This window comes from Chryseobacterium sp. CFS15 (assembly GCF_031118795.1).
In the GTDB taxonomy this organism is placed as follows: Bacteria; Bacteroidota; Bacteroidia; order Flavobacteriales; family Weeksellaceae; genus Chryseobacterium; species Chryseobacterium indoltheticum.
The window spans coordinates 1-15,523 of the sequence record NZ_JAVHYL010000020.1; the positions used below are offsets into that span (position 1 = coordinate 1).

The 15,523-nt window shown below is 34.0% G+C and carries 14 protein-coding genes; 7 read left to right on the forward strand and 7 right to left on the reverse strand.

Annotated elements, in window-relative coordinates:
• Positions 1-633: 633 nt before the first annotated feature.
• Together OH814_RS20165 and OH814_RS20170 are read right to left on the reverse strand one after the other, a co-directional pair.
• Positions 634-1,101, reverse strand: a complete 468-nt coding sequence (locus OH814_RS20165) for a VanZ family protein (protein ID WP_308829406.1) — start codon at positions 1,099-1,101, stop codon at positions 634-636.
• A gap of 192 nt (positions 1,102-1,293) precedes the next feature.
• The gene (locus OH814_RS20170; protein ID WP_115621191.1) at positions 1,294-2,922 is read right to left on the reverse strand and encodes an acyl-CoA carboxylase subunit beta; all 1,629 of its coding nucleotides are present in this window, start codon (positions 2,920-2,922) and stop codon (positions 1,294-1,296) included.
• A 442-nt stretch (positions 2,923-3,364) separates the two neighbouring features.
• On the opposite strand from OH814_RS20170, the gene OH814_RS20175 reads away from it, so the two are divergent.
• From OH814_RS20175 to OH814_RS20185, 3 genes are read left to right on the forward strand one after another with little or no spacing between them, the layout of a single operon-like run.
• Positions 3,365-4,243 (forward strand): EamA family transporter, encoded by an 879-nt coding sequence (locus OH814_RS20175; RefSeq protein ID WP_308829407.1) that lies wholly within the window; start codon positions 3,365-3,367, stop codon positions 4,241-4,243.
• Between the two features lie 17 nt (positions 4,244-4,260).
• On the forward strand, positions 4,261-5,340 hold the full coding sequence (locus tag OH814_RS20180; RefSeq protein ID WP_076562918.1) for a PorV/PorQ family protein: 1,080 nt from the start codon (positions 4,261-4,263) through the stop codon (positions 5,338-5,340).
• 20 nt (positions 5,341-5,360) lie between these two features.
• Positions 5,361-6,116 (forward strand): hypothetical protein, encoded by a 756-nt coding sequence (locus OH814_RS20185; RefSeq protein WP_308829408.1) that lies wholly within the window; start codon positions 5,361-5,363, stop codon positions 6,114-6,116.
• Between the two features lie 84 nt (positions 6,117-6,200).
• On the opposite strand, the gene OH814_RS20190 is transcribed toward OH814_RS20185, so the two are convergent.
• Positions 6,201-6,770 (reverse strand): fasciclin domain-containing protein, encoded by a 570-nt coding sequence (locus OH814_RS20190; protein ID WP_308829409.1) that lies wholly within the window; start codon positions 6,768-6,770, stop codon positions 6,201-6,203.
• A gap of 290 nt (positions 6,771-7,060) precedes the next feature.
• Here OH814_RS20190 and OH814_RS20195 point away from each other — a divergent pair, with 290 nt between their 5' ends.
• Positions 7,061-7,534 (forward strand): sigma-70 family RNA polymerase sigma factor, encoded by a 474-nt coding sequence (locus tag OH814_RS20195; RefSeq protein WP_308829410.1) that lies wholly within the window; start codon positions 7,061-7,063, stop codon positions 7,532-7,534.
• A gap of 1 nt (position 7,535) precedes the next feature.
• Positions 7,536-8,363, forward strand: a complete 828-nt coding sequence (locus OH814_RS20200; RefSeq protein ID WP_308829411.1) for an anti-sigma factor — start codon at positions 7,536-7,538, stop codon at positions 8,361-8,363.
• A 56-nt stretch (positions 8,364-8,419) separates the two neighbouring features.
• Here the strand turns inward: OH814_RS20200 and uvrC are convergent, their stop codons facing one another.
• Complete coding sequence (gene uvrC, locus OH814_RS20205; protein ID WP_308829412.1) at positions 8,420-10,213, reverse strand: excinuclease ABC subunit UvrC; 1,794 nt, start codon at positions 10,211-10,213, stop codon at positions 8,420-8,422.
• Between the two features lie 87 nt (positions 10,214-10,300).
• Positions 10,301-11,065: a hypothetical protein gene (locus OH814_RS20210; RefSeq protein WP_308829413.1), complete on the reverse strand. Its 765-nt coding sequence runs from the start codon at positions 11,063-11,065 to the stop codon at positions 10,301-10,303.
• 183 nt (positions 11,066-11,248) lie between these two features.
• Between OH814_RS20210 and hutH the strand changes: the two genes are divergently transcribed.
• Both hutH and OH814_RS20220 read left to right on the forward strand, forming a co-directional pair.
• On the forward strand, positions 11,249-12,739 hold the full coding sequence (gene hutH, locus OH814_RS20215; RefSeq protein WP_308829414.1) for a histidine ammonia-lyase: 1,491 nt from the start codon (positions 11,249-11,251) through the stop codon (positions 12,737-12,739).
• Positions 12,740-12,774: 35 nt separating this feature from the next.
• Positions 12,775-13,221 carry a GNAT family N-acetyltransferase gene (locus tag OH814_RS20220; protein ID WP_308829415.1) on the forward strand — a complete coding sequence of 149 codons (447 nt, stop codon included), beginning with the start codon at positions 12,775-12,777 and terminating at the stop codon, positions 13,219-13,221.
• A 74-nt stretch (positions 13,222-13,295) separates the two neighbouring features.
• On the opposite strand, the gene OH814_RS20225 is transcribed toward OH814_RS20220, so the two are convergent.
• Positions 13,296-14,054 (reverse strand): TIGR03915 family putative DNA repair protein, encoded by a 759-nt coding sequence (locus tag OH814_RS20225; RefSeq protein ID WP_308829416.1) that lies wholly within the window; start codon positions 14,052-14,054, stop codon positions 13,296-13,298.
• A gap of 94 nt (positions 14,055-14,148) precedes the next feature.
• Entirely contained in the window at positions 14,149-15,405 is a 1,257-nt protein-coding gene (locus OH814_RS20230) for a putative DNA modification/repair radical SAM protein (RefSeq protein WP_308829417.1), read from the reverse strand.
• Positions 15,406-15,523: the final 118 nt, after the last annotated feature.

A 15,523-nucleotide genomic window follows, 5' to 3' on the forward strand; every position in this document is an offset into this window, starting at 1 on the left:
TGATCTAAACCTAAATGATGAGTAATAAGCAATGAGTAATAGGCAATATTGATAAGTGATAGTTGTTGGTTGTTAGTTGTTAGTTATTGGTTGTTAGTTGTTGGTTGTTGGTTGTTGGTTGTTGGTTGTTGGTTGTTGGTTGTTGGTTGTTGGTTGTTGGTTGTTGGTTGTTGGTTGTTGGTTGTTGGTTGTTTCGCTCCTCCGGAGCTTATGAAAATGATGCTTTATGCGCTACAAAGGTTGCGCTCCTCCGAAGTGCTTGTTATGTTTTACCTTTTATCTTGAGTGTAAATCTTACTTAAAATCTTGATTTTTGATCTTTATATTCCAGATGATAAATATTGAATTTTAAAAAGATGAATTTGAAACCTGTAATTGTAATTAAAGAACAAACATTCAAAGATTACTGTAGAATACCTCTAACCCTAGCCAGAATAGAAGCGGTTAACGCGCAACAGAGTGGAAAAGTCGAAGGTTTAGCTTTGGCGAAGAAAGGAGTGAGGAGTAATAGCGGATAGCCGGATAAAGCTCCTGAAAAAAATTAAGCAGTCAATTAAATGGACTAATCTATCCTGAAAATTTTTGTAAAAATATAAAAGCCAACAGATGATCTGATCTATTGGCTTTGTAAATTTAAGAGGCTGTGATAGGCTCTTTGTTTTCTGTTAGTTGAAAGTGAACCTGAATGTTGGCAATGTTTTTCCAGGTTGCGTATTTAAATAGAACATAACCCAGCAACATTCCGAGAGTATTCAGAAATACATCATCTATATCGGCAACGCCTCTTCCTGTGAGGTATTGTATTGATTCGATTGTACTTATTGCTATTAAAAAGAACAATGTGATAGGAATAAAACGGTTGAATTTCTTGATGCATAATCCTAGCCATCCAAACGGACTGAATAAAAATATGTTTCCAAATATGTTGACAATAAAAGCCTGATTATCTATATTATTATCATTAAAAAAATGCTGTATAGTGATAAACGGCTGATGCTGAATATATGAAATTTCAGAAGGTTCTCTTCCAGATGCATAAAACATCATGTACAATAAAACGACGGTATATAAGGCAATAAATACTGCAAAATATCTTTTCATAGGTTTCCTTTTGGGATTAGTAATTAAAAAGAGGTTGTAGTGCTTATTAGTTTTTAGATATAATCTAATAACAAAAATCTTACCCTAGTAGTATGTCGTTTTGAAACTTTATAATTCTTTAGGACTATTTAACATAATATAAAAAGCCCCGCTTCTAAAAGCAGGGCAAAATTCTTTAAAACCGTGAATTAATCAGACTTGAATTACTCCTAAATTGAATTTTTCAGTTATAGGAGAATGGTTAGCGGCTTCAATACCCATAGAAATCCATTTTCTGGTATCGATAGGGTTAATGATAGCATCTGTCCATAATCTTGAAGCAGCATAAGTAGCTTCTGTTTGTTTTTGATATTTTTTTGTAATGGTATCTAAAATTTCCTGATGCGCTTCTTCAGTAATTACTTTTCCTTGTTTTTTCAAAGTAGACTCCTGAATTTGTGCAAGAACTTTTGCTGCCTGAGAGCCTCCCATTACAGCCAAATCTGCCCATGGCCAAGCTACAATTAATCTTGGATCATATGCTTTCCCGCACATTGCATAGTTTCCGGCACCATAAGAATTTCCAGTGATAATGGTAAACTTAGGAACTACAGAATTAGAAACAGCATTTACCATTTTTGCTCCGTCTTTGATGATGCCACCGTGCTCAGATTTTGAACCCACCATAAATCCTGTTACATCCTGTAAAAAGATCAATGGGATTTTTCTTTGGTTGCAATTTGCTATAAAGCGGGTTGCCTTGTCAGCAGAATCAGAATAAATTACTCCACCAAACTGCATCTCTCCTTTACCACTTTTTACCAATTTTCTTTGGTTCGCAACAATTCCTACAGACCAGCCATCGACTCTTGCAGTTGCACAAATAATAGTTTTACCATAATCTGGCTTATATTCTTCATATTCCGAATTATCAACGATACATTTAATGATTTCTAAAGTATCGTACTGATCGGCACGTGAAACAGGCATAATTCCGAAGATATTATCTATTTTTTCTTTTGGTGGAAAACTTTCTATTCTATCGAAGCCTGCTTTTTCATAACTTCCAACAGATTTCATAATATTTTTAATGCGGTCTAAAGCATCTTTATCATCTTTAGCTTTATAATCGGTAACTCCTGAAATTGAGCAATGCGTTGTTGCTCCACCTAAAGTCTCATTGTCGATACTTTCACCAATTGCAGCTTTCACCAAATAACTTCCGGCTAAGAAAATAGATCCGGTTTTGTCTACAATCATAGCCTCGTCACTCATGATCGGAAGATAAGCTCCACCTGCAACGCAACTGCCCATTACAGCCGAGATCTGGATAATACCTGCAGCACTCATTTTGGCATTATTTCTAAAAATTCTTCCGAACATTTCTTTATCCGGAAAAATCTCATCCTGCATCGGAAGATACACTCCCGCAGAGTCTACCAGATAAATGATTGGAAGTCTGTTTTCCATGGCAATTTCCTGCGCTCTCAGGTTTTTCTTTCCAGTAATTGGAAACCAGGCACCTGCTTTTACGGAAGCGTCATTGGCGACAACTAAACATTGTTTTCCTGAAACATAACCCATAACAACCACAACACCACCACTTGGGCAACCTCCGTGCTCTTCATACATTTCGTAACCTGCAAAAGCACCAATTTCGATGGAATCTGAATTTTTATCAAGAAGATATTCTATTCTTTCTCTTGCAGTCATTTTCCCTTCATCACGAAGTTTCTGAAGTCTTTTTTCGCCGCCGCCTTTTTTTATTTCTGTCAGCAAACGGTTTATTTCAGATAATTTTAATTTATTTTGATCTTCTCTTTTGTTAAATTCAATATCCATGAAATTATATTTTAATCTGGCTAAAGATACTATTTTTAGAAAAAGTAATAAAATATGTTTTATAATATGTTAAAGGTTTAATTATCAATAAATTATGATATTTTTAACAAATTACATGTTTTTTTTGGTGCATATTTTGCTAACTTTACAATAGAGTAATAGAAATGAAAGTTTCTATATAAATACTCTAAGTTCCTAGTTTATTTTTTTAATAGTTTATTATTTGAAGGCCCTGAAAGTTTCATAGACTTTCAGGGTTTTTGGATTTTATACCAAATATTCTATATCTGAATTTCAGTATTAAAGTAATTTATAGAATTAAATTTAAGCCGAATCAGAAGGCGGGAATTTTCATTAGAAATAATTAAAGTAATCTTAGATTTTTTTAAATTTAATGAAAAGCTATTTGTAAATTTGTCTGTTTAAAATTCAGAGGATCAATATGCAGAAATTAGCGCTTTTCAGATTACATTTAATTGTCTTTTTATGGGGATTCACTGCTATTTTAGGTAAACTGATCACCGCAAATGCCCAGATTCTTGTCTTTTACAGAATGCTTTTCGCTGCCATATTTCTTTATGCATTTATAAGGATTTATAAAAAAGAGAGTATTAAAGTTTCAAAAAAACTGTTTTTGCAATTATCAGGTGTTGGTCTTTTTATGGCGCTGCACTGGTACTGCTTTTTTTATTCGATTAAGGTTTCTAATGTTTCTATCGCTTTAAGTTGCCTTTCATTGTCTACCTTGTTTGCTTCAGTTTTGGAACCAATTGTTTTTAAACGAAAAGTTGATATTTCAGAAGTAGTCATGGGAACTGTGATTGTTGCGTGTATTTTACTTATTTTTAAAACCGAGTTTCAATATAAAGAAGGAATTTTTTACGGAGTTTTGTGCGCAATTTTCGGAACCGTTTTTTCAGTTTTTAATGGTAAACTTTTCGGAAAAACCAGTTCCGGAAATATTATTTTCTATGAAATTTTCTCAGGTTGGTTTATTCTGATGATATTTTATCTGGCAACAGGACAAATCATGCAGATGAACGAAATAAACTATCAAGATCTTGCGTTAATAGGCTTATTGGCAAGTGTATTTACAGCATATCCTATGTTCGAATCGGTGAAGCTTATGAAATATATTTCGCCCTTTACTTTAATTTTAACAGTTAATTTAGAACCAGTTTACGGAATTATACTAGCTTTTTTTATCTTTGGAGAATCAGAACACATGAGCCCGGTATTTTATGTTGCATCTTTGGTTATGATTTTGGCAATTGTTGTAAACGCACTGATAAAAACTAGAAAACAAAAAAACATTAACTAAGCATCCATTTCTACACGATGAAAAAATATCTATTATTAGTATTTTCCCTTTTATTTGGGTTTTCTCAATCTCAGATTATCAGAAAATATTCCAATGAATTTTTAAATATAGGTGCCGGAGCGAGAGGAATCGGGATGGGAGGTGCCGTAATGACCAATCAGGATGATGTCTATTCGCCGATGTGGAATCCCGCAGGTTTGAATGGCATTACAAGAGATTGGCAAGGCGCAGCAATGCACGCAGAATATTTTGAATCTATTGCTAAGTATGATTATCTGGCCTACGCCAAAGTTTTAGAAACCGGCGTTTTTGGAGTTTCCATTGTAAGGCTTGGTGTAGATAATATTTTGAATACCACTCAATTAATCGATACTGAAGGAAATATTGATTACGATAAAATTACTAAATTCTCACAATCGGATTATGCCGGAATTATTACGTACGCATTCAATCCCGGAGGTAATCCTAAATTGGATGTCGGTGTAAATGCCAAAATTGTGTACAGAAATGTCGGGAAATTTGCAAGTGGATATGGTTTTGGTTTTGATGTAGGAGCAATTTATAAAGCTGATAACGGCTGGAAATTCGGAGGTGTTCTTCGTGATGCAACTACGACTGTCAATTTCTGGAGTGTGAATCAAAAAGAATTGTCTACCATTGTAAACGGTGAAGAATTTAACCCTGCTCCAACCGATAAAATGGAGTTGACAATGCCTAAATTAAATGCAGGAGCAAGTAAAATGTTTAATATTAATAGCAGTATTTATATTTTACCGGAAGCTGGAATTAATGTAGATTTTGCTAAAACGGCAGCCCTTCTTTCAACAGATTTTGCAAGTATTACGCCGTATGCAGGAGCAGAATTAGGATATCAGAAAATGATCTTTGTAAGATTGGGTGTTAATAGATTTCAGTCCATTACCGATATTGAAGATCTTCAGAGAAAAGTTTCTTTCCAGCCAAGCGCAGGGATAGGAATTCGTTACAGAGGTTTGACGCTTGATTACGCAATCAGTAATTCAGGAATTGGAGGTTCTAATTTTTATTCTAATTTCTTCTCATTAAAACTGGATATGGGAGAATTTAGAAATGATTAATTTAGTTTAAATATATTTTTATGAAAAAATTATCTGTTATAATATCGTCTTTTTGTGTAATGCTTTCATATGCACAGAAAGTTTCAGATTACAAATACGTAGTTGTTCCGACAGCTTATGAAAGTTTTAAAAAAACAAACTACGGCCTCAGTACTTTTTTAACTAATCATTTGAAATCTAAACAATATGTTGTAATTTCTGAAAATAGAGGGCAATGGCCGGAAGAAGCTAACGCTAATCCGTGTAATGTTTTGAATGCAAATATTATAAATGATAGCAGCTTTCTTAGAAATAAAATTGTTTTAGAATTGAAAGATTGCAACGATAAGGTAATTTCTTCTGAAAAAGGAAGCTCTTCAATTAAAGAGTACGAAGAAGGTTATAAAGATGCTTTGTCCAAAACTTTTGTGAATATTCCTGTGTCTCGCCCAATTCAAAATACAGAGTATAAAAAAGAGGTGCAGTCTACACAATCAGTTCAACAGACTCCTGAAGTAACCGAACAAAAATCTCAAAGTTCAAAAGCTGAAAAATACAGCAACGGAAAACTAAGTCTTCAGAAAATTCAGATTGATGCGGCTCAGTTTATTTTAGTTGATGGAAATAGTTCAGTTCCTTTTGCCACTTTCAAAGAGACTACTAAAAAAGATGTTTTCAGAGTTAAATTAAGTTCAGGTGAATCTACAACAGGTTATTATGAAAACGGAAATTTGGTGATCGAAATTCCGAAGAATAATGATGAGTATTCTAAAGAAGTATTGTCACCTGTAAAATAGCAATAAAACTTTATATTAAACATAAAAAAGGCTTACCTGAATTTTCAGATAAGCCTTCCTTAAAATAAACCATAAAAACTAAAATTAAGGCATCAATACCGTATCAATTACATGTATTACACCATTTGATTGGTTAACGTCTGCAATGGTAACTTTCGCCTTATTACCTTTTGCATCGGTAACGTATAAGTCTTTCCCTTTTGTCCAGAATGTAAGCTCTTCACCTTGTACCGTTTTCATCATTGCTTTACCATTTCCTGCTTTTACCGCTGCCCAAACTTGTTTTGCGCTGTATTTTCCAGGTAAAACGTGGTAGGTCAAAATTTTTGTAAGCATTGCCTTATTCTCAGGTTTTACCAAATTTTCAACAGTTCCTGCAGGTAATTTTGAAAAAGCTGCATCAGTTGGTGCGAATACTGTGAAAGGACCTTTGCTTTGAAGTGTTTCAACTAATCCTGCAGCTTTTACCGCAGCGACCAAAGTTTTGTGATCTTTGGAGTTTACTGCGTTCTCAATAATGTTTTTCGAAGGATACATTGCTGCTCCACCTACCATTACTGTTTTTTCTTTCATTTGCTGTGCAGCTGCATTTCCACTGAATGCAAATGATAAAGCTACCATTCCGAATACTGCGATTTTTGATCTTGTGTTCATTTTTTTAATTTTTAAATATTATTAATTGAGTAATTGTTTTTTGTCTCGTTACCATCATTTACGAAGAGCAGATTGGTTTAGATTTTAAAATTTTTATTTTAACATAAATTAACGGTAACGCATTATTTTGAGAATCATTATTAATGACATTAAATTTTTAAAAGTTTTTTCTCATTATTTACTTTATTTTACTACATTTGATATGAAAAATATCCACCATAAAAACAAATTATTCAGAAGAAGAACTTATCGTTTTACTGAGAAGGAAAAGCGAAGCTGGTTTTCATCATTTGTATGAAAACTATTCTGGTGCGTTGTATGGTGTAATCCTTAGAATCGTTCAGTCTAAAGAATATACAGAGGAAATTATTCAGGATGTTTTCGTAAAAATCTGGAATTCTATTCATCAATATGATGCTTTGAAAGGTAGATTTTATACTTGGATGATTAATATTGCCAGAAATACAGCAATTGATTATCTTAAATCTAAAAGTTTTCAAAACCAACTTAAAAACCAACCACTTCCAGATTTCGTATATGAGAATGCGGAACTTACAACTACCAATAATTCAGATTTTATTGGATTTAATAAAGTGCTTGAAAGTTTGGAATCTGATAAACAGGAACTTATTGATCTTGCTTATTATCAGGGATTCACGCAGAGTGAAATATCAGAAAAACTGAATATGCCGTTGGGCACTGTAAAGACCAAAATGCGAAATGCATTACTTAAATTAAAAGACTTGTTAAAAGATTATCAATAAATTGGATAGTAAAGAATACATATCATCCGGAATTCTAGAATCTTACATTCTAGGCCATGCTTCTCCAGAGGAAGCGGGAATTTTGGAGTGTGTGATGAAGAATAATGCTGAAGTGAAAGCCGCTTATGAAGAAGCGCAAAAAACTTTTGAATTGCTTGCAACAGCGCAGGCAGTGACACCGCCCAATGATTTAAAATCAAAAATTTGGGATAAAATTCAACTGGAACAAAAAGTTGAAGATGAAAAACCTGTAATTCCTTTAAATAATGTCGTACCGAAAGCAGAGACTCAGCAGATAGAAACACACGAAAGTAAGATAGAAAAAAGTAACGGCTGGAAAAATTTTGCCGTAGCAGCCACTGTTTTATTTTTAGTAAGTGTTGGAGCCAACCTGTATTGGATGAGCAGCCAAAACGAAATGAAAAACGAATTAGCTGTTTTGAAATCTGATAAGCAATCTCAAAATCTTGCGATGCAAAATCTTGAGCAAAAATTGAAGATCACTTCAAACCCAAATATGCTTAAAATTGTTTTGGCGGGTGTTGAAAAACATCCCGAATCCAATGCTGTCGTATATTGGGATAAAACTTCAAAAGATGTTTATCTTACCGCAAATAGTTTGCCAAAAGCACCGGAAGGAATGCAATACCAATTGTGGGCAATTGCAGACGGAAAACCGGTAAGCGCCGGAATGTATACAGACGACAAAGATGCAAAAATAGCTTTAGCCAACATTCCAAGCGCACAGGCGTTTGCCATTACGCTGGAAAAAGAAGGTGGAAGCGAAATTCCTACAATGGAAAATATGTATGTAATGGGAGGCGTTTAAAAATTCCCTTGAACAATAATTGAAAAACTCTTATCATCGATAAGAGTTTTTTTATTTTATCCGGCATTGAAAAATTCCCAGAGTATTTTTGCCTTAGATTTTCCTAAAATTTCTTCTAAAGTTTCAAGGTTGGCTTCTTTTATTCTTTTGACTGATTTCAATTTAGATAAAAGCAATTCAATAGTCTTTTCACCAACACCCGGAATTTCCTCAAGTTCAGATTTTATCGTAGAATTAGTTCGCCTTGTTCTGTGATGTCTTACCCCAAAACGGTGCGCTTCGTCACGTACTTGCTGTAAAATTTTAAGCGTTTCAGACTTTTTATCAAGATACAACGGAATAGGATCTTCGGGGAAGAAAATTTCTTCAAGTCTTTTGGCAATGCCTACAATGGTAATTTTTCCGTAAAGACCAAGAAGTTTTAAACTTTTTACTGCAGAAGACAGCTGCCCTTTTCCACCGTCAATTAAAATTAATTGGGGTAAACTTTCGCCTTCCTCCAGCATTCTTTTGTAGCGTCTGAAAATCACTTCTTCCATCGTCTTATAATCATCAGGACCCGTAACTGTTTTAGGATGGAAGATTCTGTAATCTGCTTTGCTTGCCTTCCCGTTTTTGAAAACAACACACGCCGAAACCGGATTGGTTCCCTGAATATTAGAGTTATCAAAACCTTCGATATGTCTCGGCTCGACGGGCATTCTTAGCAATTTTTGCATTTCTGCCATAATTCTGTTAGAATGTCTTTCGGGATCTACAATCTGTACTTGTTTCAGTTTTTCAATTCTGTATTCTTTGGCATTTTTTTCTGAAAGCTCTACAATTCTTTTCTTGTCTCCAACCTTCGGAACAATCAGTTTTACATTAGGGATTTCAACGGTTAAGTGAAACGGAAGCAACACTTCTTTAGAATCAGAATCAAATTTTTGGCGGATTTCAATCAAAGCTTCTTCCATGATTTCTTCATCACTTTCTTCAAGCATTTTTTTAATTTCTGTCGTAAAACTCTGAATAATATTTCCGTTTCTAATCTTGAAATAATTAACGTAAGCAGCCGTTTCATCACTCGTCATTCCAAAAACATCTACATCATCAATATCCGGATTTACAACCGTATGTTTTACCTGATAATCCTCCAGAATATCCAGTCTTTCTTTAATAATTTGGGCATTTTCAAACTGAAGATTAGATGCATATTTCGTCATTTGATTGATGAGATATTCTTTTGCTCTTCGGAAATCACCTTTTACAATCCCTCGAATCGCATCGATCTTTTCGTCATAATCTTCTTTGCTTTCCAGATCTTCACACGGTCCTTCACAGTTTTTAATATGAAACTCAAGGCAGACTTTGTATTTTCCTTCCTCAATTTTTTTTGGAGCTAAATTTAAATTACATGTACGGAGTTTATAGATATGCTTAATCGTATCCAATAAAATCTTTGCGGGGCGCACTTTTGCGTAAGGTCCGAAATATTCTGAGCCGTCTTTTATTTTATTTCTTGTAAGGAAAATTCTAGGGAAATCTTCATTTTTAATGCAAATCCACGGATATGTTTTATCATCTTTCAACATCACATTGTAGAAAGGCTGATGTTCTTTAATCAGATTATTTTCCAATAAAAGTGCATCGTATTCACTGTTTACAATGGTGGTTTCAAGACGGCTGATTTTTCCGACCATAATTCTGGTACGGTAACCGGAAAGCGTTTTGTTGAAATAAGAAAGTACTCTTTTCTTTAGATTTTTTGCTTTTCCTACATACAGCAAATTTTCGTTTTTATCATAATATCGATAAACGCCAGGTTCGGAAGGTAAAGTTTTAAGTTGTAATTCTAAAGACGGATTCATAACACAAAATTAAGCATTCTGAATGTATTTGAAAACAACAAAAAAGCTGCAGAATTTCTACAGCTTCAAATTTATTGTTAAATTATTTTATCCGTTTGTCATTTCGGTGTATTGACTTACCAAAAAGCTGAAATAATCCCATTCTACAGATTTTTTGGGGTATTTTTTCACGAATTCTGCATTGTCCCCAAATAAGAAATCATAGTTGTCTTCAAAATCATCTTTGTGTAGCCACATTACTTTATCGCCTTTTTTTACATAGTAAGATTTGATAACACCGCCACCCAATTGAGGTGAACCGCCAACTGAAAAACCACCGGTTTCTTTTGCTCTCGGATCGTAATAAACAGAGATGATGTCATTGAATTCAGGATTGATGAGCTGCATCAAAAATTCTTTGTCATCTTTTTTGTTTTTTAAAGAAACAGTTTGATTGATGAAGTGAATGCTTTCAGCAGTTGTGTTTTTTGTCAATTTTTTAGTTCCAAAATTTCTGATGTTTCCAAAATATTTTCCAACTTTTGCAATTTTTTCAGCATTACTTGGGTAAATGTACATTTCACTTACATTTTCAGCATTAAAAGTCATTTGCTTTTTTGTGGCGCTGTCTTTAATTGCAATTTCGTAAATCTGTCCTCTTTTAGAATCAACTTTGCTGCAATATCCCTTTTTTATAGTACCATCTTTCATTATAATAGTAGATATTTTCTTTGGAGATGGAATATTAAATCCTTCATTGAATAAATACGTTTCCATTTTTTTGATGTCCTCCTTAGAATATTTCACTTTGTCCTGAGCAAATGAAAATGCACTTGATAACGAAAGTGCCAATAATAGAGCTTTAAATTTCATAGATATTAGTTTAAATTAATGCGGTAAAAATAACTAAATAATTGTTGATTTGATAAAATATTTTACAATTGTTGAGTGTTTTTATGAGCCAAAATATTGTTTAATTTAAGAATGCTGTATTTTAGCTTTAATCGGTTTTTTCGGTATGCTTCAAAATGTGTATTTTTAAGCAAATTTTTTGAAATGATATACGGTATAGATACTTTCAGTTTTCATGATGTTTTGGAAATCTGTAAAGACCCAAATAAAGCTCAGTTAAGTAAAGAAGCGAAGGAGCAGATTATTAAATCTCAGAATAATGTAAAACAGATTGTAGAGTCAGATCGTTGTGTGTATGGGATTAATACAGGATTTGGACCTCTTTGTGATACTAAAATTTCGGCTGATGAAACAGCTCAACTTCAGTATAATTTAATTATTTCTCATGCAGTAGGAGTGGGGAAACCTATTGATAAAGAATTTTCAAAAATCATGATGATTGCGAAAGTTCATGCTTTGTCTAAGGGATTTTCGGGAGTTTCTCTGGAAGTGATCGAAAGATTTATTGTGATGCTTGAAAAAGATATCATTCCTGTAGTTCCGGAACAGGGTTCTGTAGGAGCTTCAGGTGATTTGGCGCCGCTTTCACATTTAGTGTTACCACTTTTAGGCCTCGGACAGGTTTGGGTAGGAAATGAGATTTATGAAACTGCAGAAATTTTAGAAAAGAACAATCTTGAGCCTTTAGTTTTAGGACCGAAAGAAGGTTTGGGATTAATCAACGGAACTCAATTTATTCTGGCTCATGCTATAAAAGGTTTAGAAAAATTTGAATATTTATTGGATTTAGCAGATATGACAGCTGCAATGAGTCTTGAAGCGTACCGAGGTTCTGCAAGCCCGTTTAAAAAAGAACTTCACGACATCAGACCGTTTGAAGGAAGTAAAAAAGTAGCGGCGAGAATGCTGAAATTTTTAAAAAATTCTGAAAACTTACAAGCTCATGAAGAGTGCGAAAGGGTACAGGATCCTTATTCTATGAGATGTGTTCCGCAGGTTCACGGTGCAAGTAGAAATGCTTTTGAACATCTTAAAATAATGGCTGAAACAGAATTAAATTCTGTTACCGATAATCCGATTGTGTTAAGCGCTGAAGAATCTATTTCAGGAGGAAACTTCCACGGACAATTGATGGCAATGCCTTTAGATTATGCAACGTTGGCTGTAGCTGAATTAGGAAATATTTCAGACAGAAGAAGTTATTTATTATTGGAAGGGAAATACGGTTTACCAAGATTATTGACGGAAAGTTCAGGTTTGAATTCAGGATTTATGATTCCACAATATACTTCTGCAGCTTTGGTGACCGAGAATAAAACGCTTTGTTTTCCGGCATCTGCAGATTCTATTCCAACAAGTTTGGGGCAGGAGGATCATGTTTCGATGGGAAGTATTTCAGGAAGAAAATTCAATCAGGTTCTTGGGAATTTGGTCAATATTTTGGCAGTTGAATTAATGTTTGCTGCGCAAGGTTTAGAATTCAGAAGGCCTGCAAAATGTTCAAAAATAATTGAAGAGAACTTCGCAATTCTTCGTACAAAAGTTGATAAACTTGAAGATGACCGTTTGATTGGGAAAGATATGTTGGCAATTGCTGAGTTGATTAATGAAAGGAAATTTGTAGTGAATTTTTAAATTAAATCTGCTAAAGAAGCTTAAATCCGAATAAAATGCAAATCCTCAGAACAACTTCAGAAAATAACGATTTTCAAAATCTCGTCAAAAAACTAGATGCTTATCTTGCAGAAATAGATGGCGAAGATCATGCTTTTTACGACCAGTATAATAAAATTGATCTGCTGAAAAACTGTATTGTAATTTTTGAAGATGAAAAACCAGTGGCTTGTGGAGCAATAAAAGCCATTGACGATAATACAATGGAAGTAAAAAGAATGTTTACGCTTCCCGATTATCGTGGAAAAGGCTTTGCTGGAACAGTTTTAAAAGAACTGGAAATCTGGGTAAAAGAATTGGGCTATGAAAAAACAGTTTTAGAAACTGGCAAAAAGCAAACAGAAGCAGTTGCTCTTTATAAAAAATGCGGTTATGCCATTATTCCAAATTACGGACAATACGCAGGAATTGAAAACAGTGTTTGTTTCGAGAAAATTTTATGAAAAATATCAATAGAGTCGGGCTTTAGCCCGGCTTTTCTTTTGTAATGGTAATTTGGCTTTAACCAAAACTTTTTTTACCATTTCTCTGTGAGATATTTCCAATATCTTTTTGGAACGTGCTGGATGTGCAATTTTGTATTTTTCCTTTCTTTAATATTGGTTTTGGTAAAATAACTTTGCCAAAGCGTCTGATATTTCTTTTCTTCTTCGTGAAATTTTTGCTGATATTGGTTTAAATCTACCTTTTCATCAGGATAAAAGAATTCACATTGTTCTAAATCATACAACAAACCGTAATGTCTACGCAAATCATAAATCATCCATTTTTGATCGGCATAACGATCTTTAAAATGCTTTCTGATTAAAGGCAAAACATTAAAATCAGGATCTATTTTTGCAAAATAAATGTCGTCCTGCATTTTTTCAAAACGTACAAAAGCAGTCATTCGGTGTCTTTCTCTGCTTACCGATTTGCATATTTTTGAGATTTTAAGGATATCTTCATCCGCAAAATTTTGCAAAATATTTTCTCCGGGATGTTTGATAGATTGTTGTACAGCAGATAAAATCAGCTTTTCCATTTCCTGATCTTCCGACAGAAAAACTTTCAGTAATTGATTAATTCCTGATTTTTCGATGCTTTGTTCTAATTTGTTTAAAACTCTTTCAGATTTTTCCTGCTGTGTAATCACTTCATGAATTTCTGCAAACATATTTTCCTGTTGAAAATTCTCTTTGCTAAAAATTTCCACATCTTTATAACGATATTCGAAAACCTCAAATATTGCAGTAAAAAGTCCGTCGAAACTGCCATCGTAGAGTAGAGTGGTCATTTGAGTTGAAGGGTTTGAGTGTATTGGAGTTTGAAAAGTACTTAAAATTGTGGTTTTTGTGAAAAAATATTTGTGAAACTTGTGTTTAAACTGATTAAAACAAAGTCAATTGCTGCGTAAACTGATTTTGAAATTTAGACTGACTTCCACCAATAATCAATTTCCTCAAATTTAAATCGGTTAAATGTCGTAAAAAAGGATTTCCGTAGGTGAAATCAATGAAATATTTAGCACGGTTTACCGCTGCTCCCAATTTTTTAAGATGGTCAATACTTAACACCTGAAAACGTCTTGCATTTACGATTTTCTGTGCAGTTTTTACACCAATTCCGGGAATTCTCAATATTATTTTATAGTCTGCAGTTTGGAGATTTACAGGAAACTGATCCAGATGTCGCAATGCCCAGCTTAATTTCGGATCAACTTCCAAATCAAGAAATGGCATGTTGAAATCTAAAATCTCATCTGCTTTAAAACCATAAAAACGCATCAGCCAATCTGACTGATACAAACGGTTTTCCCGTAAAACAGGAACTTCGGAAGTAATTGATGGCAATCGGTTATCTACAGTAACAGGAATATAACCCGAATAGTAAACCCGTTTCATGCCGTAATTTTTGTAAAAATGATCGGCAACTTTGATGATCTGTAAATCGTTTTCATTCGTAGCACCTACAATCATTTGAGTAGATTGTCCGGCAGGAGCAAATTTGGGAGCACTTCTGATTATTTTCTTTTCGTCTTTATATTGCTGAATTCCTTTCTGAACGACACGCATCGGCTGAAGCATATCTTCGCGATTTTTATCAGGTGCTAATAATTTAAGTCCGGATTCTGTCGGAATTTCAAGGTTTACAGACAATCGGTCTGCATACAATGCAGCTTCATTCATCAACTCGTCACTCGCTCCGGGAATCGATTTCAAATGAATATATCCGTTGAAATTATGCTCAATTCTCAGTTTTTTCGCAACACGTACCAAACGTTCCATTGTGGTGTCGGCATCTTTGAAAATTCCTGAGCTTAAAAATAAACCTTCAATATAATTTCTGCGGTAGAAACTTATCGTTAAATCGACCACTTCTTCTACCGTAAAAGCAGCACGCTTAATATCATTTGATTTTCTGGAAACACAATAAATACAGTCGTAAATGCAATGATTGGTCAAAAGGATTTTGAGAAGCGAAACACATCGCCCGTCTTCGGTGTAAGTGTGGCAAATTCCGCTTGCTGAACTGTCGCCTAAACCACCATTATTTTTTCTCTTTCCGCCGCTTGAGGAGCACGAAACATCATACTTTGCAGCATCTGCAAGTATTTCAAGCTTGTCTTTTATGCGGTCAAAATTCATTTAGTTTTAAATTAAAATGGGTTGAAACGGTTTTGTTATAAAGCAAAATTAAGTCCAAAATTGAGAAAAGTCAGTGTTTTTAGCAATAACTTATCAACATATTTCCAAAGCAAATTTA